This is a genomic window from Streptomyces violens (assembly GCF_000717745.1).
Lineage (GTDB): Bacteria > Actinomycetota > Actinomycetes > Streptomycetales > Streptomycetaceae > Streptomyces > Streptomyces violens.
Genome location: NZ_JOBH01000004.1, coordinates 329,806 through 352,224, shown reverse-complemented (window position 1 = coordinate 352,224; position 22,419 = coordinate 329,806). Strand labels below are relative to the sequence as shown.

Genomic DNA, 22,419 nt, shown 5'->3' with positions numbered 1-22,419 from the left:
GCCATGGACCTGCGACCCGACCCGCTCCAGCAGAGCCTGGGCAAGGCGGTGGACACGGTGCTCACCCGCACCGGTGATCTCGCCGCCGAACTCGCGACCATCGACATCCCCACCCTCACCGCGCCGGAACGCCTCGGCGGTCTGGCGCTGGGCCTCTCCGCCGACGTCGTGATCAACCAGCGCCTGGGGTACGCGCTGGAGCCCCTCGGCAGTCACCGCGACACCGCGTTCGCGCTCGACATGCTCGACAGCGACGGTGTGGACACCGACCGCCTGTCGGGGATCCTCGCCGACCTGTACAAGGGCCTGCGCCAGGCGGTGCCGGCCGGCGTGCGCGTGCCCTCCGAGGTGCGCGTGGACGCGGCCGGTCGGCTGTCGGGCGAGTCGGAGCCGCTGCCGCGCGGCGACATCGCGCTGTGCGTCGTACGCGCCGTGCACGAGGACGGTGTCAGCGAGTGGCACCTCGTGTTCCCGGACGCCGGCACGTGCTCCGCCGAGTCCTTCGAGCACTTCGGACTGCCCGCCGCGCGACTGCGGTTCAACGGGGCCGCCGCCGTGCCACTGCCGGTGCCCGCGGACCGGTGGGAGCGGGCTCGTGCGGCGGCGAGGATCCGCCAGGCGGCACTGCTGCTGGGCATGGCCGACCGCATCGTGGCGGTGGCGCGCACTCACGTCAACACCCGTATGCAGTCCGGAAAGCCGCTCGTCCAACGGCAGACGGTCGCCCACCGGCTGGCGCTGCTGACGGGCGAGGCGGACGGCTGGCGCCTGGCGCTGCACAAGGCGGCCTGGGAATACGACAGCGGCCGGCGGACATCAGGCGCGGCCATACTGGCGGCAGCGGCGGAACACGCCCAGCTCGCCAGTCGCACCGCACTCCAACTCCATGGCGTACGGGGCATGCTCGCGCACTCGACTGCGGCGACGGCGTACCGCCTGGTCTGCGCCGAGTCCGTGCGCTGGGGCACCCCCGCCGAGCTGTGGCGGGAAGCTGCATCGGCCGCCTGACCCCGCTGTCGGTTCTCATGCGAAACCGGAGCTGTGTGTGGTCTTGCGGTGTAGGGTGACGTGCAGTCTGAGGATCTGTCGACCGGGAGGGGCGGCGTGAAGGTCAGCTGGAGGCAGGTCGCGGCCTGGCGGATGCGGCGTCAGTACCTGGATCCTCGTGCCGAGCTCGGTGCGAGCGAGATCGTGAGCAGACTGGCGGGTGTGCAGGCTCAGGTCTGGAGTTCCGCCGAGACGGCCGTGGCATTGCGGCAGTCGACACCCGACAAGGACAGCGTCAATCGGGATGTCGCCGACGGCACGCTGATGAAGACCTGGGCCATGCGCCAGACTCTCCATCTGCTGCCGCCGGGTGAGGCCGGCCCGTACCTGTCGCTGATGGCGTCCGCCGGCAGTTGGCTCAAGCCGTCCTGGCAGCGGGCCTCCGGTGTCAGCCCGGAGCAGATCGACGCGCTGACCGACGAGGTGGGGGCCATCCTCGACGGTGGCGCGGTGCTCACCCGGGACGAGATGGTCACCAAGCTCGTCGCCGACAAGCGGTTCGCGAGCATGGAGGAGCGCCTGCGGTCGGGGTGGGGTTCGGTGCTCAAACCGCTGGCCTGGCGCGGCGTGCTGTGCCACGGCCCGAACCGCGGCAACAAGATCACTTTCACCTCGCCGGCGAGCCAGTTCGGGGCGGCCTGGCAGAAGATCCCCGACGCCGACGAGGCCGCGCCCGTCGTCATCTCGGCCTACCTGGGCGCGTACGGCCCGGCCTCGCCCGACGTGTTCGACCGCTGGCTGACACTCAACAGCACGAGCAAGCCGCGGTTGCGCCGCTGGTTCGCGGACATGGGCGACCGGCTCACCGAAGTCGACGTCGAAGGCCGCAAGACGGTGATGCTGACGGAGCACGCGGACGAGCTGGCCGACATCGCCCCGTGCACGGGGGTCCGGCTGCTCGGCGGCTTCGACCAGTACCTGCTCGGACCGGGCACCAAGGACGAGGCGCTGCTGCCGGCGGAGCACCGGTCCGCGGTGAGCCGCGCCGCCGGCTGGATCTCCCCCATCGTCGTACTGAACGGCAGCACGGCCGGAGTGTGGGAGATCGACGGCACGGAACTGGTCGTGACCCCGTTCCCGGACATCGGCCGGCTGCCGCAGAAGGACATCGAGAAGGAAGCGGCACGCGTGGCACGCGCGAGCGGTCTGAGCAGCCTGTCGGTCCGTATCAAGTGACAACGGCTGCTCCGCAGACGGGGCCGTGACGGTGAAGAAGGCCGCGCCGGGCAGACGAGCGCATCGTGTCTGCCGGCGCGGCCTTCGCCGTCACGAGAAGCGGGCGCGGTAGAGGTCGCGCAGCAGGGCGATCTCCGCTCCGTGGTGCATGACCTCACGGTTGACGTGCAGGACCAGCGTCGCCATCGGCCGGTTCCCCCACTTGCCCTCCGCCTCGCCCATCGGCTGCCACAGTTCCGCCTCGTCGAGCGAGACGACCCCGTCACGCCACATCTTGTACTGCTCGCACAGCGACAGCAGCCCGTCCTCGGCGGTGAGCGGGAGGACCGCGCTGTCATTGGTCAGCGAACCGTCACCGAAGTGCACGCTGGCCCGGATGCCGAGCACATGAAAGGCGACATGGGCCAGCCGCCAGGCGATCGTGGTCACGGGTGGCGGCTCCGGGACCGGCTCCGCCCAGTCGAATCTCGCCCGGCCGTCCGGGGCGGCCCGGACCGTCCAGCAGTCCGGCACCGGCTCCCAGTGGTATTCGGCGTCGGTCAGACCAGCGAGCCGGGGCATGAGGTGGTGCTCCCAGTAAAGGTCGAGCTGGTCGAGCGCTTCCGCGCGCCAGGCCATCCAGCACTCCTGTCGGGGTGGGTCAATTCCGCGCCCGATGCTACTGGACCCGACTCCGCTGCGTAGTCGACCGACCACATAGTTGGCCAGTTCGAGTGGCGTCGCGGCAACGCGCCGCCGGCCGGTGCCACTCGTCAGCGGGCAGCGTCGATCCGCTGCGGCCCGCCCCCCAGGCGCTCCCCCGTATCCGTCAGGTCCGCGAGCGGGGTGCGGGGGGCCTCGGCGACAGCGGCCAGGATCTCCAGCACCTGGTCGATCCGCCGGTAGCCCGAGGTGCGGTCCCACAGGTCGGTGTTCAGTTCGACCATCGCGGAGAGCCCGGAGGGCCGCAGCAGCCCGTGGAAGGCCATGTCGTAACGGGCCGTGCCGTGGGAGACGAAGCGGTACTCGCACTCCAGGCCGGCGAACTGGTCCGGAATCCAGTTCTCCAACTGCAGCTCGCAGGTGACCTGGTAGACCGGGTGCTGCCCGGGGACCCGGCGGGGCTGCACGGTCTGCACAATGTCGGCGAACGGTGCCTGCTGGTGCTCGTACGCGCGCAGCACGGCAGCGCCCACCCGCTGTACCAGCGCGTCGAAGCGGGGGTTGCCGGACAGGTCGAGGCGGACCGGGACGACGTTGAGGAAGCAGCCGATGAGCTGTTCGGCACCGCGCTGCGTACGGTTCGCGGTGGGAATGCCGATCACGATGTCGTGCTGGCCGCTCAGCCGGTGCAGCAGCACGGCGGTCGCGGCGCAGAACACGGTGAACGGGGTCGTCCGGCCGTCGGCCGCCAGCCTGCGCAGCGTGTCGGCCGCATCGGCGGCCACGGGCCGCTCCAGGAATTCGCCGCGGAAGCTCGTCCGGTCGCCGCGCGGCCGGTCGGTGGGCAGCCGCAGGGGCGGGGCCCCGGCCAGCTCGCGGGCCCAGAACCGGCGCAGCCGCTCACCCTCGGGGCCGGCCAGCAGCCGCTGCTCGTCGCGGGCCAGGGTGGCGAAGTCGGCCTCGTGCCGGGGCAGGACCGGTGCGCGGCCGGCTGCTCTGGCGCTGTAGGCGGTGCTCAGCTCGCGCATCAGCAGCGTCATCGACACCTCGTCGGTGACGAGGTGGTGGAAGAGCAGCTGGGCCTGGTGGCGCCGCTCGTCCAGCCGCACGAGCCGGGCCTTCAGCAGCGGGCCGCGCGTGATGTCGAAGCCGGTGTATGCGATCTGCCGTACCAGTCGCGCCAGTTCGACGTCGCGGGCAGCACCGTCCAGGCCGGTCAGATCATGCAGCGGCACGTCGATCCCGGTGTGCGGGAGGATCCGCTGCATCGGCTCGCCGGCCACCTCGATGAACGTGCCCCGCAGTCCCGGCTGGTGCGCCACCACGTCGTTCAACGCGGCGGCGAACGCGTCCTGTTGCAGCGGCCCGGTCAGGTCGAGGAGCAGCGGAATGGTGTGGGTGAGCGAGCCGGGGTCGGCCTGTTCGGCCAGCCACAACTGGCGCTGTCCGGACAGCAGCGGCACGTCGACCGCGGTGTCGGTCACCTCTGCGCCGGGCGCGGTGCCGGGGTCGGCATCGGTGCCGGTGTCGGTGCCGGTATCGGCATCGGTGTCGTCGGGCAGTTGCGCGACCAGTTCGAGCATGGCGTCCAGCTCCGAGCCGGCCGCCCGGAGCCGGGCGGTCAGCTCCGCCGGTGTCGGGTTCTCGAACAGCGTCCGCACCCGTACCTGTACGCCCAGCGCCTCCTGGAGCTCCGACACCAGGCGGGTGGCCAGCAGCGAGTGCCCGCCTCTGGCGAAGAAGTCGTCGTGCGGGGCGATGTCGGGCTGTTCGAGGACCTGTGCCCAGATCTCGGTGACGAGCCCGAGCAGCCGGTCCGCGCCCGCCGCGGTGCCGGTCTCCGGCGAGGCGGTGTCCGCCGGGCCGCCGTCTGCCGGGCCGCTGTCCGCCGGGCCGCTGTCCGCCGCGGGCTCCGGCAGACCGGCGACGATCTCCAGCCGGCCGTGTGTGTCCCTGCGAGCGGTGAGTCCGGTGGGGACACCGGCCAGCAGCAGCGCGGCGGGGTGGTGCGCCGATCCCCCGGGCGCAAGCGCCAGGTCCTCCGCGCGGGCGCCGGTCAGCCCGGTCAGGACGGGCCAGTGCCCGGAGCCGCCGGAGCGGTCGAGCAGCAGCGTGACCCGGGTGCCGCCCGGCAGTTGCACCCGTACCTCCTCGGCCGGGCCGCCGCCCAGGGGCGCCGGGTCCGGCGCGCTCAGCTCCAGCTCGGACATCCGGAGCGCGGGCCGGCCGAGCCACTGCCGCAGGACGGCGGCGTAGTCCGCCACCAGCGCGTTCGCGCCTTCCGGGGAGTACAGGTCGCCGTCGTACTCCAGCCACAGCCGGACCTGGTCGCCGGTGAGTTCGATCTCGGCGACGGTGTCGAACCGGCCGCGGCCCCGCTCGAAGTCCACCACCCGCACCGGCTGCCCGCCCAGGCTCAGCTCGCCGACGGCGTCGACCCGGGGCATGAACAGGTGCTGGATCAGCGGCGTACGGTCGGTCGGACGCGGCACGGAGACGGCCTGCAGGATCCGCGTGAACGGCAGCCGGACATGCTCGATCGCGGCTGCCACCCGCGCCGAGCAGCGGGCCACCGCCTCGGCCAGCGCGGGGGCGCCGCTGAGGTCGAGGCGGAGCGGGAGGGTGTTGGAGAGCTGCCCGACCAGCGGCTCGGTCTGGGGAACGCCGCGGTTCGCCGCCAGCACACCGAACAGCAGGTCGTCGCGGCCCGTGGAGCGGGAGATCATGGCCGCCCAGCCGGTCAGGCAGAGCGCGTACGGCGAGCAGCGCAGGTCCTGGGCCGCGCGGCGCAGGGCAGCGGCGTCGACCCCGGGCAGCACCGTCTCGGTGCGCCGGCCGACCCCACGCCGGATCCGGCGGCGCGGCCGGTCGGGCCGTACGTCCAGGCCGGCCGGCACGGAGCGCAGCGCGTCCTGCCACCACGCGGTGTCGGCTTCCTGCGTGGCCGGGAGCAGCGCGTCCCGCTCCCAGTGGACGAAGTCTCCGTACTGGAGCTCCGGTGCGGGCACCGGTGAGGGGCGTCCGGCCAGCGCCGCGTCGTAGTCGGCGGTCAGCTCCGCCAGCAGCAGCCGGACCGCGGTGGCGTCCGCGAAGATGTGGTGCACGGCGAGGGCCAGGATGTCCTCGTCGGCGGGGCCGCTGCCGCGCAGCAGCAGGAAGGCGATGCCGCAGCCCGCCGCGGGATCGATCCCGGCGGCGGCGAACCGGGACAGCTCCCGGTCGCGGTGCTCCTCGGCGTTGCCATCGCCGTCGGCGCGCGGGAGGCGGGCCTCGGTCACCGGCAGCGGGTCCGGCACGGGCAGCACCACCTGTCCCGGCTGCCCGTCGTGCAGCCGCACGGCGGTGCGCAGGATCTCGTGCCGGGTCAACAGGGCGTGGACGGCGGTGCGCAGGGCGGCCGGGTCCAGCCGGCCCGGCACCGCCAGCGCCACGCACTCGGTCACGGAAGCCTGCTGGGCCGCCGTTCCGTCGGCGGACCAGAAGTGCTCCTGGATGACCGCGAGAGGCATGAAGTATTCGTCGTCTCTCATGGAGACACAGTAGCCCGCGGTGCAGACATTGCGCAGTAATGTGCACGCCGGGCGTCGTCTTCTCCGTGCCGGAGTCCAGTCTTCTCCGTGCCGAAGTCCGGGCCTTCTTCGAACACGCCGGTGCCGCCGGGCGCCGGGATGCGGAACCCGCGCCGGGCGGCGCCGGTGGCCGGCTGCGTCGCCGCTCAAACCTACCGTGCGGTCAAGTCTCGTCCGTGCGCGGCTTTTTGCGGATAACGTAAGCGGATCATCCGCGTGCGGTCGGCGCAGGCGGGCGAGCTGGGTGCCAGGCCGGTTCCGGCGGCTTCATGTTCGATTTCGTAAGGAGCTCCGGAGGTGTAGCACCTTCGCGACACACTGGCTATGCGATGCAGGCTGGCTGTACGGTGATGCCCGATCGCGGTTGCGGTGTGTGGTGAAGGGTTTCACAGCCAACGTCTGCGTGCCCCGCACGACGGAATACGCACATCTCGCACCGAGATTCGCTGCAGAGGAGCCATTGGGTATGACCTCAGACAACTCGTCAACCGGCACCGGAACCACCCGGGCCGAGAGCGCCGAAGGGGTCGCCCCGGGATCGCCGCCGGGCTCCTCCCCCACCGCCGCGCCGCCCGCGGCCGGTGCTGCGCCCTCCGCTGCCCCCGCCGCGCCGCCCGCAGCCGGCGGCAGCACGCGCCGGCGCTCGGTCCTGTTCCGCAACCGGGACTTCGCCCTGCTCTGGGGCGGCGAGACCGTAAGCCTGCTGGGCAGCGAGATCAGCGTGATCGCGCTGCCGTCGCTGGCAGTGATCGGCTTCGGTGAGGGCGCCCTCGGCGTCGGTCTGCTGATGGCACTGCAGTGGATCCCGTTCGTCCTGCTCGCCCCGGTGATGGGCGTGCTCACCGACCGGTTGAACCGACGCATGCTGATGCAGGTCTCCAACCTGGCCCGCTTCCTCATCCTCGGCTCGCTGCCGCTGGCCTGGGTGACGGGTGGGCTGACGATCAGTCACCTGTATGTGGCCGCGGTGCTCAAGGGCATCTTCGACGTCGTCTTCCAGCTCGCCTACCAGGCGTACCTTCCGCAGCTGCTGCCGCGCGAGGACCTGGTGGACGGCAACGCCAAGACCCAGCTCAGCCGTTCGGTCGCGCTCATCTTCGGGCGCAGCGCGGGCGGTGGCCTGGTCGCGCTGCTCGGCGCCGCGCGGTCCATCACCGCCGACGCCTTCTCGTACCTGGCCGCCGGCATCTTCCTGATGTTCGTGCGGTTCCGCGAGCCCGCACAGCAGGCCCACACGCGCGGGCTGAAGGCCACCCTGGCCGATCTCCGCGGCGGTGTGAAGATGACCTTCGGCAACCGGCTGCTGCGCTATCTGACGCTGATGGCGACCTTCGGCAACACGGCCGTGTCCATGGTGCTGGCCATGATCATTGTGTTCGGGTACGAGGACCTGGACCTGAGCGCCGGGCAGGTGGGCCTGGTTCTCGGCGTCGGCGGCGCCCCCGTGGTGATCGGCGCGCTCGTGTCCCGGCGGATCAACGAGAAGCTGGGCATCGGCCGCACGCTGCTGCTGACCCACTCGATGCTGGTGGTGGCGTTCGCGCTGATGCCCCTGGCGCAGGTCGGCAGCACCGCGTTCGCCGTGGTGGTCCTGATGGTCGCGCAGGGCATCGCCTCCTTCACCACGCCGGTCGGCAACGTGGGTGTGATGACCCTGATCCAGAAGGCCACGCCGCCGCAGGCGATGGGCCGGGTCGGCGGGGTCGCCCTGCCGTTCGTCTGGGGCGCCAACGCCGCCGGTCCGCTGCTGGGCAGCGCGGTCGCCGTGACCGTCGGCAACGTCGGTGCCTTCTACCTGGCCGCCGTGCTGGCCCTGGGTGCCGTGCTGTGGGTGCTGGTGGGCTCGGTGACCCGGCTGCGTGACGACGTCCCGGAGGAGCTGCGCGTGGTCGTCGGCTGACCGGCGGCCCGTACAAAGGCTCCCTTCGTACGGGCGCCCCTGCGCCGTTCCTCCTACTCTCCCGCTCTCCCCGCTCTTCCCGTACGAAGACCGGCTGTCGAGCTGCCCGCCGTGCGGAGCATCGCGCTCCGCACGGCGGCCTCGGCACGGTGAACAGAGAGGACCACATGTGATCAGCGAGCAGGAAGCCCCGGCTGACAGAGGGGGCGGCACGGAGACGACCCTGGTCTCCCGGATCGAGGAGTTCGCCCGCACCACCCCGCAGGCGCCCGCCGTCCGGCACGGAGACCGGGAACTCACCTACCAGGAGCTGAACCGGCAGGCCAACCAGCTCGCACGGCACCTCACGGAACGGGGAGTACGGCGCGGCGACCTGGTCGCCATGTATCTGGGCCGGTCCGTGGAGTGGGTGGTCGGCATGCTCGGCTGTCTGAAGGCAGGCGGCGTCTGCATGCCGCTCGACCCGGCCGTCCCGGCCGAGCGGTTCGACCGGGCGCTCCGCGCCGGCCACGTCGCCGCCGTGGTGACCGCGGTCCCCGCCCTGCGCACCGGCAACCCCCTGCCGCCCGTACCGGAGGGGCTGCCCGTGCTCACCCTCGACGCGGGCGTTCCCGTCCCGAGCACGGCGCCCGACCCGCGCCCGGCGCCCCGCCGGGCAGACCTCGCGTACGCCATGTTCACCTCGGGCTCCTCCGGCGAGGCCAAGATCGTGCTCGCCCAGCACTCCTGGCTGGCCCTCAGCGCCGCCCGCAGCGCCATGATCAACGCCACCACGGCCGCCGACCGCGGCTCCTGGCTGGGCGCGGCCGGTGCCGGGATCGCCCTGCACGAGGTCGGCGGCCTGCTCTGGCAGGGCGCGCACATCGTGATCGGTGACCACGACGTGATCGCCTCCCCGCCCGCGCTGCGGGACTGGCTCCTGGCCGAGCGGATCACGCAGAGCTTTGTGATCACCCCGGTGGGCGAGGTGCTGCAGAACCTGCCCTGGCCGCGCGAGTGCGGCCTGCGGCTGCTCACCCTGGGCGGCGACCGGCTGAACCGGTGGGGCCCTGCTGACCTGCCGTTCGAGGTCGCCGTCTCGTACGGCAGTCTGGAGGCCTTCCAGATCGCCAACACCTGCCACCCGTGGGCCGAACGCTGCACGCCCGCCACGGCCACCGACGTCGACCGCAAAGCCGCCCCGCCCGTGGGCCGCCCGATCGACGGGGTCACCGTCCATCTGCTGGCGGAGGACGGCCTGACCCCGGCGGGCGACGGCATCGGCGAGGTGTGGATCGACTCGGACTGTCTGAGCCTGGGGTATCTGGGCGACCCGGCGCAGACCGCGGACCGGTTCCGGCCCAACCCGTTCGGCGCCCCGGGCACACGTCTCTACCGCTCCGGTGACGCCGGTCGGTTCCGCCCCGACGGGATCCTGGAGCACCACGGCCGGATCGACGACATCGTCAAGATCCGCGGCCACCGTGTGGAGCTGGGCGACGTGGAGTGGGTGCTCGGCCTGCACCCGGACGTCCGGCAGGTCACCGTGGTGGCAACGATGGACGGCGATCAGCGCAAGCTGGTGGCCTGCTTCGCCGGGGAGCGTGAGATCGCTCCGCTGGAGCTGCGCAACCATGCGGCGGAACGGCTGCCGGACTGGATGATCCCGGTCGCCTATGTGCAACTGGACGAACTGCCGCTGAACACGAACAACAAGATCGACCGCCGTCGGCTGCCGCCCGCCGACTGGAAGCGTGGCCGCCCGGTCCGGCCGTGGCGGGCGCCCGGCCCCGGCACGGAGACCCAACTGGCCCGACTGTTCGCCGACTTGCTCCAGGTGGACCGGGTCGGTGCGGACGACCACTTCCTCGAACTCGGCGGGGATTCGCTGCTGCTGGCCCGGTTGCAGGGCCGGATCGAGCAGGACCTCGGTGCCCGGGTCGAGATGACCGACCTGGCCGGCGACCCGACCGTCAGCGCCCTGGCCCGGCTGATCCCGGCCGCCACCCGTGCCGCGGGGCCCACGCTGCCCCCGATCACTCCCCGGCGACGCTGACCACCGCTCCCGGCTCCACCGGACTCACAGGCCCCGTCCGCCGCCCCGGCTCCGCCGGACCCCACAGGCACAGGCCCATTCCACCGTCCACAGTTCCACCGGACGCCCACGCTCCGCGGCACACCCGGCTCCGCCGGACCCCTCGGACGCACAGACCCGGAGACTGCCATGACCACCGAGGCCGCACACGACACCGACCGGTTGGTGACCGCATTCGACCATCACGACCCCGGCTACACCCCGGAGACCGCCGAGCGGATCAACAGCGAGCTCCGCGAGCGCGGGGTGACCTGGTCACCCGCGTACGGCGGGATCTGGGTCCTGTCCCGTTACGCGGACGTACGCGCCGCCCTGACGGACTGGCGCACCTTCAGCTCCGCCCGGGGCGTGCACTTCCCCCGCGCTGAGGGGATGCCGATGTTCTCCCCGATCGACTACGACCCGCCGCAGCAGACCGCGATCCGCGAACGGATGGCCGCCCCGGTGACCCGGGACGCGGTCGGCGCGCTGGAACCGGAGCTGCGCCGGATCGCGGCCCGGCTGCTGTCGCCGGTGGCCGAGCGCGGGCACGGCGATCTGATGGCCGAGCTGGCCGAGCCGTTCGCGATCGAGGTGCTGGGCGTCGCCTTCGGGCTCTCCGAGTCCTGCCGCAGCCGGATCCGCGAGGCGACCCGGACGATGTGGCAGTACATCTCGGCCGACCGGGACGCGAGCAAATTCTGGCCCGCCTTCCACGCTCTGCTGGCCGAGGAGATGGACCGCGTACGGGCCGAGCCGGACGGCAGTTACCTCGCGCGGCTGACGGCGATGCAACAGGACGGCAAACCGCTGCCGGACGAGGAGCTGTACTCGATCATCGTCAGCTTCTGTGTCGCCGGGCATGACAACACCATGAACTCGATCAGCCGGCTGGTGCACACCCTGGCCGGGGACCCCGCGCTGCAGCGGCGGCTGCGCAGCGAACCCGAGTTGCGCCCGGCCGCCGCCGAGGAGGCGCTGCGCCGCTGGTGCCCGACCGACCGGTTCACCCGGGTCACCACCCGCGAGGTCACCATCGCCGGCACGGTCATCCCGGCCGGCGCCAGGGTGGTGCTGCTCTTCGACGCCGCCAACCGGGATCCGGAGAAGTTCCCCGAGCCCGATGTCTTCGACCCCGACCGCGGCAACTCCCACCACCACCTCAGCCTCGGGCACGGCATCCACCACTGCATGGGGGTGCACCTGGCGCGGGCGGAGTTCGTCGCGGTCCTGGACGAGCTGGCACGGCTGCCGCTGTTCGTCCTGGACGGCCCCAGTGAGCTGCATTTCGAGAACGGTCGGCACATCATGTTCGACCAGGTGCCGGTGCGGTTCCGCACCGGGGAGGAGCGTTGAGATGACCGCCGACCCCACCCTCAGCGACCGGACCGCGCCGGGCCCTGCCAACGGGCCCGCAGCGCCACCGCCGGCCCTGCTGATCGACCTGGCGACCGGACTGTGGCGGTCGCAGACGCTGACCGCGGCCATCGAGACCGGGGTGTTCGCCACGCTCGCCACCGGCCCGGCCACCGCCCCCGAACTGGCCGGCCGGCTCGGCATCGCCGATCGTCCCGCCGAGATCCTGCTGACCGCGTGCACCGCGCTGGGGCTGCTCGAGCAGCACGACGGGCGCTACCGCAACGGCCCAGTGGCCGACCACTACCTGGTGCCCGGCCGGCCCGACTACTTCGGTGACTACGTGCGCATGCTGGCCGAGTACACCGCGCCGGGCTGGCTCCGCGCCGCCGAGGCGGTACGGAACGACGCGCCCAGCAAGCCCGTGCCCGACCCGGACCGGAACATGTTCGAGGAGGGCAACCGCCCGCCGTTCTTCTGGGACGGGCTCCGCGCGTTCTCCACGCTCACCGCCCGCCGGATGGCGGCGGTGCTGGATCTGTCGGGCGTCGGGCGCATCCTCGACGTCGGCGGCGGCGCGGGCCATACGCTGATCGAACTGTGCAGGCAGCACCCGCAGTTGCGCGGGACCGTGCTGGACCTGCCGCACGTGTGCGGCCTGGCGCGGGAGCAGATCGAGACCGCCGGGCTGTCCGGCCGGATCGGCACCGTGGGTGCCGACTTCTTCGCCGACCCGCTGCCGGCCGGCCACGACGCCGTACTGCTGTCGATGATCCTGCACGACTGGAACGAGGAGCAGAACCGGCAGATCCTCGCCTCCTGCCTGGAGGCCCTGCCCTCCGGCGGCACCGTACTCATCAGTGAGCTGCTGGTCGCGGACGACAAGTCCGGTCCCGTCGACGCGGCTTTGATGAGCATGAACATGCTGGTCGGCACCTGGGGGCGGAACTACACGGCGGCCGAGTACGCCGGCTGGCTGCGCGACGCCGGCTGCCCCCGGGTGCGTACGGTCCGCTTCGACGCGCCCGGGGCCAACGGTGTGGTGATCGGGGTGAAGGCGTGATGCGCCCGGAACAGCGGCGCTGGTTCCTGCGCGAGCCGTCGGCGGATGCCCGGATGCTTCTGCTGCTCATGCCGTACTCGGGGTGCGGCGCGTCCATGTACCGGTCCTGGCCGGCGGCCATCGGGGACGCCGAGGTGGTCCCGCTGCAACTGCCCTGGCGCGAGAACCGGATGCGGGAGCCGCACTTCGGCACGTACCAGGAGCTGGCCGAGTCCCTGCTCGACGACGTCGGCGAGCTGCTGACCGCCCGCCCGTACGCGCTGTTCGGGCACTGCGGAGGCGCGCTGCCCGCGTTCGAGACGGTGATTGAGATCGCGCGGCGCGGTCTGCCGGCGCCGCAGCGGTACTTCGTGTCCTCCCAGGTGGCGCCCCAGGACGGGCCCTGGGGGCGCTTCCTCGGCCTGAGCGAGCAGGGGCTGCGCGACGAGATCGCCGGGCTGCTGCACGCGATGGGCGCCGCGGCCGCGGCCGATGAACTGGTCGACCTGTTCATCGATGTGATGGAGGCCGACCTGGAGGCCAACCGGAAGTACTACCGCCCGGCCGGCTCCGTGCCCTGCCCGATCACCGCGCTGGGCTGGAGCGAGGACGTGGAGGTGCCGCACGGGCTGATGGGCGGCTGGCAGGAGTGGGCGGCCACCGAGAAGCTGGTGCTGCCGGGCACGCACTACACATTCCTGGAAGCACCGCCCGCACTGCTCGAGGCGCTGGCGCCCCGGCTCCGCACCGACTCCGCATCCGGCTCCGGCTCGGGCTCCGCATCCGGCTGCCCGGAACCGGAATCCGCCGGATAGCGCGGCATCCGCAGCCCGTGGAAGGGCCTCCGGCACCGAGGTGCCGGGGGCCCCGTGGTGACGTCGTGCCACCGCGTCGACTGTGGAGTATCTGTCGTCTCTTCATCGCCTGTTGAAGCAAAGTCTGTATATCATCCGTAGTGAATTGCACGCTGACTGGGAGGACAGTGGCATGCGCCAACAGAGCGAGTTGCTTCGCCGACTGCGCGAGCTCCCGGGGGAGCGCCGGGAGGAGTTGCTGGCGCGGTTGGAGGGTGTCTCCTCGGGAGTCCGGACCGCGCCGCTGTCGTACCGCCAGGAACAGCTCTGGTTGTTCGACCGGTTCGCCCCCAGCAGCCTGGCCTACGGCCTCGGCTTCGCCTTCCCCGTCGAGGGCCGCCTCGACCCCGACGCGCTGCGCGCGGCGCTGACCGACCTGCTGGCGCGGTACACGGTGCTGCGCTCCACGTTCCCGGACGAGGACGCGAAGGGCACCCAGCTCGTGCAGCCGGTGCCGGACGTTCGGCTGGCGGCCGAGGACGTCCCCGGCGGCGAACTGCGGTCGCGCGCCGATGAGGTGGTGCGGGACGAGCTGCGGCGGGGGCTGGACCTCAACACCGGCCCGATGGTCCGCTTCCGGCTGCTGCGGGCCGCCCCCGAGCGGCATCTCCTGGTGCTGATCAGCCATCACATCGTGCTGGACCCGCGTTCGGCGCGCGTGCTCCAGCGTGATCTGGCCTTCGCGTACGAGGCCCGTATCAAGGGCGCGGCGCCGCAGTGGCCGCAGGAGCCGGTCGACTTCGGCAGCTACGCGAGCTGGCAGCGCGAGTGGTGCGCACAGGAAGCCGCCCGTGAGGCCACCGACCACTGGCGCGGCGCCCTGGCCGGCTGGGAGAGCACCGAACTGCCCACCGACACGCCCCGGCCGCGGCTGCTCGACCTGAGCAGCGACGTGGTGCGGCTGCCGATGCCGCCCGGACTGCCGGCCCGCGCCGACGCGTTGGCCGGGCCGGACGCCGAGCGGTACGACGTCCTGCTGGCCGCCTTCCTCGTCGTGATCGCTCGGCACACCGCCCGGAACGACCTCACGGTCGGACTGCCGCTCGACGTCACCGGCCCCTTCGACCCCGGCCTGTTGGTCGGTGACTGCGGCAACCTGATGCCGTTGCGCGTCGAGCTGGACGAGGCGGACAGCTTCGCGGCCGTGCTGGACCGGGTGCGCGCCGCCCGGCGGGACGGTGCCGGGCACGCGACGCTGCCGTTCAAGCTGGTCCTGGACGCGCTCGGAGTGGAACCCGACGCCAGTCGGCTGCCCCTGGTGCAGATCGGCTTCACCACCACCGGCGGCGCGGCCGGGCCCGTGGAGGCGGGCGGGGTGCGGATCGGCTGCGAGCAGGTCGACGCCGGCTCCGGCGCTTTCGAGCTCGCGCTCGAGGTCGACGAGGGCAAACAGCCCAGTGTGGCCCTGCGGTTCGCCACATCGCTGTACCGCCCGGCCACGGCCGCCCGTCTCCTGGACCGCTATCTGCAGACCCTGGACGCGCTGTGCGCAGAGCCGCGGCGCCCGGTGGGCGACGCCCCGCTCGGCACCGAGCACGAACGCGCGGACGTGCTGGAGCGGTGGAACGCGCCCATCGGTGAGCCGGCGGACACTCCGCTGCACGAACTGTTCGCCTCGGTCGTCGCCGCCGGGCCCGACCGCACCGCGCTGGCCTGGCAGGGCGGCACCCTGACCTACGGGGAGCTGGACGCCTGGTCCGCACGGATCGCCGGCCGGCTGACAGCTGCCGGTGTCGGTCTCGGTGACCTGGTGCCGGTGGTGATGGAGCGGGGCCCGGCGCTGCTCGCCTCGGTGCTCGGAGTGCTGCGGGCCGGAGGCGCGTACGTACCGCTGGACATCAGCCAGCCGGACGCGCGGCTGACCATGATCCTCCAGGACACCGGCGCCCGTACCGTCGTGGTCTCGCCGGGCACCGCCGAGCGGGTCGACGAGGCGCTGCGGCTGGTCGTCGACACCGACCCGCAGGCCCCGAGGGACGAGCCGGACACCGACCGTCGGGACGCCCCCGTCGCCGTGCCGCCCGCCTCCGCCGCGTACGTCATCTACACCTCCGGCTCCACCGGCCGGCCCAAGGGCGTGGTGGTCGAGCACCGCAACGCGGCCAACTTCATCCGGACCGTGCAGGAGATGTTCGCGCTCTCCCCGCGGGACCGGGTCCTGCACTTCGCCTCGCCCGGCTTCGACGTATCGGTCTTCGAGATCTTCGGCGCGCTGCTCACCGGCGCCGTCCTCTATGTACTGGACGAGGACCAGCGCCGCTCGGTGGACGCCCTGGACGCGGTGCTGCGCGAGGAGCGGATCACCGTCACCGACCTACCGCCCGCGATCATGGACCTGCTCAGCCCGGAGGGCTACCCCGACCTGCGCATCGCCTTCGTGGGGGGCGAGGCGTTCACCGGCGAGCTGACCACCCGCTGGGCCCGTGGCCGCGGGTTCTGGAACGGCTATGGACCGACCGAGACCACCGTGACCGTGGTGGCCAAACGGTGCGAGGGCGAGTGGACGTCCTCGCCGCCGATCGGCCGCGCGATGGCCAACCACCGCGCCTACGTCGTGGACGGCGCCGGCTCCGGTGTGCTGCCGCCCGGCGCGCTCGGTGAACTCGCCATCGCCGGCCTGGGGGTGGCCCGCGGCTACCTGGGCCGGCCCGATCTGACCGCCGACCGGTTCCGGCCCGACCCCGACGGCCCGCCCGGCTCCCGTCGCTACCTCACCGGTGACCTGGCGGTCTGGGACGACGCCGGGGACCTCTGCTTCGTCGGCCGGGCCGACCGCCAGGTGAAGGTCCGCGGCGTCCGGATCGAACTGGGCGAGGTGGAGGCGGTGCTCCAGGCCGTGGACGGCGTCTCCCAGGCGGTCGCCGAGGTGGCCACCGACCCCCGCACCGGCGCGCTGCTCGTGGCGTACGTGGTGCCCGAGCGCCCCGGCGAGCTCTCCTTGGACTCGGTCCGCTCCGCGGTGGCCGGCCGGCTGCCGTCCGCGATGGTGCCGTCCGTGCTCGTGCCGCTGGACGAGGTGCCCCTCACCCCGAGCGGCAAGATCGACCGGTCCCGGCTGCCCGCCGTCGAATTCGCCGCGGCGGACGAGCTCACCGAGGCCGACGAGGAGAACAGCACGCCCACCGAGCGCAGAATGCGCGAGGAAGTGTTCGCCCCGCTGCTGGGCGCCCGGATCGGCAACGACGTGAACTTCTTCGCCGCCGGCGGCACCAGCCTTCAGGCGATCCAGCTCTCCTCCCAGGTGAACGCGGTGTTCGGAGTGTCGCTGCCCATCGCCGACTTCTTCGCCACCCCCACGGTGTCCGGCCTGGCCGCGCTCGTGGACGCTGCGCTTCCCGGCCGGGACGCGCAGCGCGACGCACTGGCCGAGGCGCTGGAGCTGGTGGAGGGCCGCAGCGACGACGAGATCGTCGAGCTGGCCGCCGCGCTGGACGGGGAGGCCGGCAGATGAGCACCGAAGCGCCCGCGGGCGCGGCACCGGACATCGGGCCGGTGAGCTTCACCGCGGACTCCCGCTGGGTGCGCCGGGTGCCCCGGCCGGACGCCCGGATGCGGCTGGTCTGTCTGCCGTTCGCCGGGGGCGGGGCGTCCGTGTTCCAGCGGCTGGCGGCGCTGCTGCCGCCCTGGGTGGAGCTTGTGACGGTACAGCTCCCGGGGCGCGAGGACCGGTCCAAGGAGGACCCGCCGAGCAGCATCGCCGCGCTGGTCACGGCCTGTTCCATCGCGCTGCGCCCGTACACGACCCTGCCGTACGCGCTGTACGGACACTGCGCCGGCGGGCTGCTGGCCTTCGAGATCGCGCACGAGATGGGCCGCCGGTTCGGGACCTGGCCGCAGCGGCTGATCGTCGGTGAACAGCCCGCGCCACAGGCTCCGCCGCCGGCCGAGCCACTGCACCGGCTGCCGGACGAGCAGCTCGTGGCGGCCGTGTCCAAGCGCGGCGGGCTGCCGGAGACGGTGGTCCGCAACACACAGTTGCTGGAGTTCCTGCTGCCGGTGCTGCGCTCCGACTTCGCACTCTGGGAGAAGTACGAGCACCGCCCCCGGCCCCCGCTGCCCGTCCCCGTCACCACGGTGCGCGGCCTGACCGGTTCCGTGGCCGAGACGGCCCTCGCGGGCTGGGCCGAGCAGACCGACGCGGGCCGCACCGGCATCACCGTCGAGGGCGGTCACTACTTCATCACCGCACTGACCGCGGCAGCGGCCGAACAGATCGGCGCGCAGTTGGACGCCGCGCCGGCGGCCGTCCCGGCCGGAAGGAGAACCGCGTGAGCAGCACCACCGGCACTCCCCCAACTCCCTCCTCCGACAGGGAAGTTCGACTGTCCGCCGACGCCATCGCCCGGATCGCCGCCGCGACGCCGGGAGTGCTGGACGCCGCCGCCGTGCACGACCGCCGGCTGCGTGCCCCCGGCGCGCACCGCGCGGCGCCCGGCGGGGGCGGCGGCCTCCCCGCCGGCACCGACGTGCCGGCCGACCGGCCGGCGCTGGCCCGCGGGCCGGAACCGGCGCTGCCGCAGGACGCGGTGGCCACGCTGCCGCAGGCGCTGGCCCGCGCGGCCCGGGTGGCCCCCGGCCGCGGCACCACCTACGTACTGCCGGACGGCAGCACCGACCGGCAGACCTACGCCGAGCTGTACGACGACGCCCGCCGGATGCTGGGCGGGCTGCGGCGCAACGGACTGGTGGCGGGCGACGCCGTGCTGCTCCAGTGCGCCGACAGCCGGACCTTCGTCACCGCCTGGTGGGCCTGTGTGCTGGGCGGTTTCCTGCCCACCCCGGTGGCTCCGGCGCCGGAATACAGCACCGACAACGCCGGCGTGCGCAAGCTCGCCTCGGCCTGGGAACTGCTGGACGGGCCGCCGGTGATCGCCGATCCCGGCCTGGTGGACGGGGTGCGCTCGCTGGCCGGCCGGCTGCCCGGCGGCGAGGCGCTGCGGGTGCTGCCCGCGGACACCCTGTACGACCCGGAGCCGGCGGAATGGACGGTGCCCGACCCGGACCGGCTGATCGTCAACCTGCTCACCTCGGGCAGCACCGGCACGCCCAAGTGCGTACAGCACCGCCACCGCACCATCGTCGCGCGCACCTACGCGGCGATCGCGGCGAACGGCTTCACCGAGCACGAGGTCTCGCTGAACTGGATGCCGCTGGACCACGTCGGCGGAATGATCATGTTCAATCTGCGGGACGTGTTCCTCGCCTGCGAGCACGTCAACGTACGGACCGAGTCGGTGATCCGCCGGCCGCTGCTGTGGCTGGACTGCCTGGACCGGTTCCGGGCGACCTCCACCTGGGCGCCGAACTTCGCGTTCTCGCTGGTGTGCCGGCACCCCGAGGAGATCGCCGCCGGTTCCTGGGACCTGAGCAGTGTGACCAACATCTGCAACGCCGGTGAGGCCGTGGTCGCCCGCACCGCCCTGCGCTTCCTCGACCTGCTCGCCCCGCACGGACTCCCGGCCGACGCCATGGTGCCCTGCTGGGGGATGTCGGAGACCTCCTCCGGCGTCACCTACTCCCGTATGCGGCGTGCCGAACCGTCGGTCGGCACCCTTTCTCTGGCCCCCGCCTCGCTGGACGGCGCGCTGCGCGAGCTGCCGGCCGGCACCCCCGGCGCGGTGGTGGTGACGGACGTCGGCACCCCGGTGCCCGGGGTGCTGCTGCGGATCGTGGACCCGGACGGGCAGGTACTGCCCGAGGGCCGGGTCGGCCGGCTGCACGTATCCGGCAGCACCGTGCAGAACGGGTACGCCCACAACGAGCGGGCCAACCGCGAAAGCTTCACGGCCGACGGCTGGTTCGACACCGGTGATCTGGGGTTCCTGCGGAACGGCAGCCTGTTCCTCACCGGCCGGCAGAAGAACATGGTGATCGTCAACGGGGCCAACTTCCCCGCGCACGAGATCGAGGCGGTGGTGGAGCAGGTACCGGGCGTACGGCCGGCCTGCTCGGCGGTGGCCGGGGTGCCGGACGAGGACACCGGCACCGACGCCCTGGTGGTCTTCTTCGTGCCCGGCACCGACGACGTGCCCGCCCTGGTCGACGCCATCCGTACGGCTCTCGCCCGTGACCTGGCGCTGCGCCCGGCCTATCTCGTGCCGGTGACGCCGGCGGAGTTCCCCCGGCAGAACGGCGGAAAGGTCCAGCGCGAGCGGCTGCTCGAGGACTGGCGCGCCGGCCGCTTCGACGACCGTTGTTACGGCGGGGAGCCGGTCGCCGCCGGCCGGCACGCCGAGTCCGGCGACGAGAGCGGCACGGCGGCGCTGGCGGTGGGCTGGGAGCAAGCCGGGACACCGCTGCGGCCGAGACCGGCCGGTCCCCTCGTGGCGTACGTCTGCGATACCGCGGCCGACTGGGTGGACCGAGTGGCCGACGCCCGTATCCCGGCCGGGGCCGGTCCCGATGAGCTGGCCCGCGCGCTCGAGCAGGCCATGCCCCGGGCCGGCGGCCCTGTACCGCAGGTGCTGTTCGTGGCCACCGGCGACCCCGCGCACGCGCCCGCCGACGGGGACGCCGGTCTGCCGGCGCGGTTCCTCGCCGTGGCCGCGGCCCTCTCCCGGGTCCGGCCCGACGCCGAGCTGACCGTACTGACGAGGGGCGCCGCCCGGGCCGTACCCGACGACCGGGTGGTGCCGGGCCGGGCCGGGCTGGCCGCGCTGGTACGCACAGCGCACTCCGAGCATCTGGTGGCGCGGACCGCGCTGATCGACGCCCCGGCCGGTGCGAGCGCCGACGAACTGGCGACGCTCGCCGGACTCCGGCACGACGGTGACGTGGTGGCCGTACGCGGGAACGCCCCGCTGCAACAGCGACTGCGCACCGTGCCGTTGGCGGAGGCGTTCGACGTACCGGCGGACGTGCTGCCGCGCGGTGGCACCTGTCTGCTCACCGGCGGCCTCGGCGGGCTGGGACGAACCGTGGCCGAGCACCTGGTGGTCGCGCACGGGGCCCGGCTGCTGATCGTCGGGCGGACCCCGGCGGCGGAGCTGGACGCCGGGGCCCGGGAGGCGCTGGAGTTGCTGACCGCCCTCGGCGACGTCCGCTACCGCCAGGCCGACGTCGCCGACCCCGAGGCGCTGACGCTCGCGGTGGCGGCGGCCGAGGAGTCCTGGGGGCGGGGGCTGGACCTCGTACTGCACCTGGCCGGGGCGGCGGTCGCGGCCCAGTGGGAGCGGCTGTCCGAGCACGAGCTGCGGACCGAGTCCGCCGACTGGCTGGAGCGGATGCTGCGGCCCAAGGCCGGCGGCTGTGCGGCCGTCGACCGGCTGCTGGAGACCCGGCCGGACACCGCGGTGGTGCTGTTCTCGTCCGTCAACGGGCTGTTCGGCGGCACCGGGTTCGGGGCGTACTCCGCGGCCAACGCCGTGCTGGACGGCTGGGCCCAGCGCTGGGCGGCCGAGGGGCGTCGGGCGCAGAGCCTGGCGTGGAGCATGTGGGACGGCCCCGGCATGAACCAGGGCAGCCCCCTGGTGGCAGCCGCCCGGCACCGCGGGCTGCACCTGATCGATCCGGCCCGCGGCATGGTGGCGCTGCTCGGCGCGCTGCACGCCGGACCGGTGCATCTGCTGCTCGGCGCGGACCCCGCGAACGAGCACATCAAGCCGTTCCTCGCCACCGACCAGTTGCGCGGCGGCACGATCGCGGTGGCGGTGGTGCCCCGGCCCGACGAGGAACCACAGCGGGTCCGGGCGGCGGTCGCGGCCCGGCTGGCCGGTGCGGGAGTCTTCGCCCGGGTGGCGGTGGTTCCCGGGATCCAGCGGGACCGCAGCGGCGCGGCCGACCCGGCGGCGGTGCTCACCGCCCTCGGCGCCGGCCGCGCGGGCTATGTGGCGCCCGAGGGCAAGCTGGAGGAGTTGCTGGCGGACGCCGCGGCCGAGGTGCTGGGGGTGTCCCGGGTCGGCCGCGACGACTCGTTCTTCAGTCTGGGGTGCGACTCCGTGCGCGCGGTGCAGCTCGCTGAGGCGCTCAGCGAACGCCTCAGCGACCGGGTCAGCGTGGGCTCGCTCTACGAGTCACCGACGGTGCGCTCGCTGGCGGTGAGCATCGCCGACTGACCGCTGGACGTAAGAGCCTGTGTCATAACGCCGACGCAGTGGACTTCGCAGAGGATTGCGCTGCGAGGTCCACTGGGCGTTTTCGCCCCGCTCCTCGAGGTCTTCGTCGCCGCCGGCCGTCCTGCCGTGTGGCGGGACTCTGCTGAGCAGCGGGACTCCGGCGTGTGGTCAGCCTCTGCCGCGCCGGGACGACGCGCCCGACTTGGACTCGTTCACGTACCCCAGCCGGCGCAGCCTGTCGATCCAGGACTGTGCGGTGTAGCGGGGCACCTCGTAGTGCTGCGCGACCTTTCCCACGCTGCGGGTTTCCAGGAATACCTCGGTCACCTCCTCCGCGTCGGGCATCTTGCGGTACGGGCGCTCGGAGTGCTCATCGGCCGCGGGGGCCGGGGCCTTGGGCCCTTCCGGGGCCTTCCGTACGGGGGACGCCGCTCCCGGGGCAGCGACTCCGCTCACCGCTTGGGCGAGCATCTCGAAGTCGATGTCGAGTGCGGCGCGCGGGGGAATCCCGCCCTCCTCCGAGGCGCGGACCACGAGCTCCACTATCCGCGGCGCCTCATCAGCACTGCTCTGCATCACTGCGGTGATCGTCGCTGGTGTCTCGTCGACGCTTCCGCTGGACGCCTCGACGGTAATAGTCCATTTCATTCGATGCTCACAATCATGAGCCCTTCCGATTCGTCACTCGTCTTCGTCACTCGCGCGATAGATCGTGCGGTATGAGCG

General features: G+C 72.9%; 13 protein-coding genes. 10 read left to right on the top strand and 3 right to left on the bottom strand.

The genetic code is table 11. The features are described 5' to 3' along the window. Window positions 1–3 precede the first annotated feature (3 nt). Together IF04_RS0110225 and IF04_RS0110220 are read left to right on the top strand one after the other, a co-directional pair. Entirely contained in the window at window positions 4–1,008 is a 1,005-nt protein-coding gene (locus IF04_RS0110225) for an acyl-CoA dehydrogenase family protein (RefSeq protein ID WP_030253779.1), read from the top strand. 96 nt (window positions 1,009–1,104) lie between these two features. Next, on the top strand, window positions 1,105–2,223 hold the full coding sequence (locus tag IF04_RS0110220) for a winged helix DNA-binding domain-containing protein (RefSeq protein WP_030253777.1): 1,119 nt from the start codon (window positions 1,105–1,107) through the stop codon (window positions 2,221–2,223). 90 nt (window positions 2,224–2,313) lie between these two features. On the opposite strand, the gene IF04_RS0110215 is transcribed toward IF04_RS0110220, so the two are convergent. Beyond that, entirely contained in the window at window positions 2,314–2,841 is a 528-nt protein-coding gene (locus tag IF04_RS0110215) for a DinB family protein (protein WP_030253775.1), read from the bottom strand. Between the two features lie 134 nt (window positions 2,842–2,975). Then, window positions 2,976–6,395, bottom strand: coding sequence for a condensation domain-containing protein (locus tag IF04_RS40105; RefSeq protein WP_078600098.1), 3,420 nt, complete (start codon window positions 6,393–6,395; stop codon window positions 2,976–2,978). A 505-nt stretch (window positions 6,396–6,900) separates the two neighbouring features. Here IF04_RS40105 and IF04_RS0110205 point away from each other — a divergent pair. From IF04_RS0110205 to IF04_RS0110170, 8 genes are all read left to right on the top strand, one after another. Beyond that, a complete protein-coding gene (locus IF04_RS0110205) occupies window positions 6,901–8,334 on the top strand; it encodes an MFS transporter (protein WP_078600096.1) in 1,434 nt (477 codons plus the stop codon). 169 nt (window positions 8,335–8,503) lie between these two features. Further along, window positions 8,504–10,369, top strand: a complete 1,866-nt coding sequence (locus IF04_RS0110200) for a non-ribosomal peptide synthetase (RefSeq protein WP_051831002.1) — start codon at window positions 8,504–8,506, stop codon at window positions 10,367–10,369. Window positions 10,370–10,537: 168 nt separating this feature from the next. After that, window positions 10,538–11,743: a cytochrome P450 gene (locus tag IF04_RS0110195; protein ID WP_030253765.1), complete on the top strand. Its 1,206-nt coding sequence runs from the start codon at window positions 10,538–10,540 to the stop codon at window positions 11,741–11,743. A 1-nt stretch (window position 11,744) separates the two neighbouring features. After that, window positions 11,745–12,806 (top strand): methyltransferase, encoded by a 1,062-nt coding sequence (locus IF04_RS0110190; protein ID WP_211259784.1) that lies wholly within the window; start codon window positions 11,745–11,747, stop codon window positions 12,804–12,806. Further along, complete coding sequence (locus tag IF04_RS0110185) at window positions 12,806–13,600, top strand: thioesterase II family protein (protein ID WP_063829456.1); 795 nt, start codon at window positions 12,806–12,808, stop codon at window positions 13,598–13,600. Before IF04_RS0110190 ends, IF04_RS0110185 begins: the two co-directional genes overlap by 1 nt. A gap of 172 nt (window positions 13,601–13,772) precedes the next feature. Then, window positions 13,773–17,090 (top strand): non-ribosomal peptide synthetase, encoded by a 3,318-nt coding sequence (locus IF04_RS0110180; protein ID WP_078600092.1) that lies wholly within the window; start codon window positions 13,773–13,775, stop codon window positions 17,088–17,090. Further along, window positions 17,087–17,911: a thioesterase II family protein gene (locus IF04_RS0110175; RefSeq protein ID WP_063829455.1), complete on the top strand. Its 825-nt coding sequence runs from the start codon at window positions 17,087–17,089 to the stop codon at window positions 17,909–17,911. The genes IF04_RS0110180 and IF04_RS0110175 overlap by 4 nt, the downstream gene beginning before the upstream one ends. Next, on the top strand, window positions 17,908–21,693 hold the full coding sequence (locus IF04_RS0110170) for an SDR family NAD(P)-dependent oxidoreductase (RefSeq protein WP_211259783.1): 3,786 nt from the start codon (window positions 17,908–17,910) through the stop codon (window positions 21,691–21,693). Before IF04_RS0110175 ends, IF04_RS0110170 begins: the two co-directional genes overlap by 4 nt. Before the next feature lie 168 nt (window positions 21,694–21,861). Here the strand turns inward: IF04_RS0110170 and IF04_RS0110165 are convergent, their stop codons facing one another. Then, a complete protein-coding gene (locus tag IF04_RS0110165; RefSeq protein WP_063829454.1) occupies window positions 21,862–22,341 on the bottom strand; it encodes a hypothetical protein in 480 nt (159 codons plus the stop codon). Window positions 22,342–22,419: the final 78 nt, after the last annotated feature.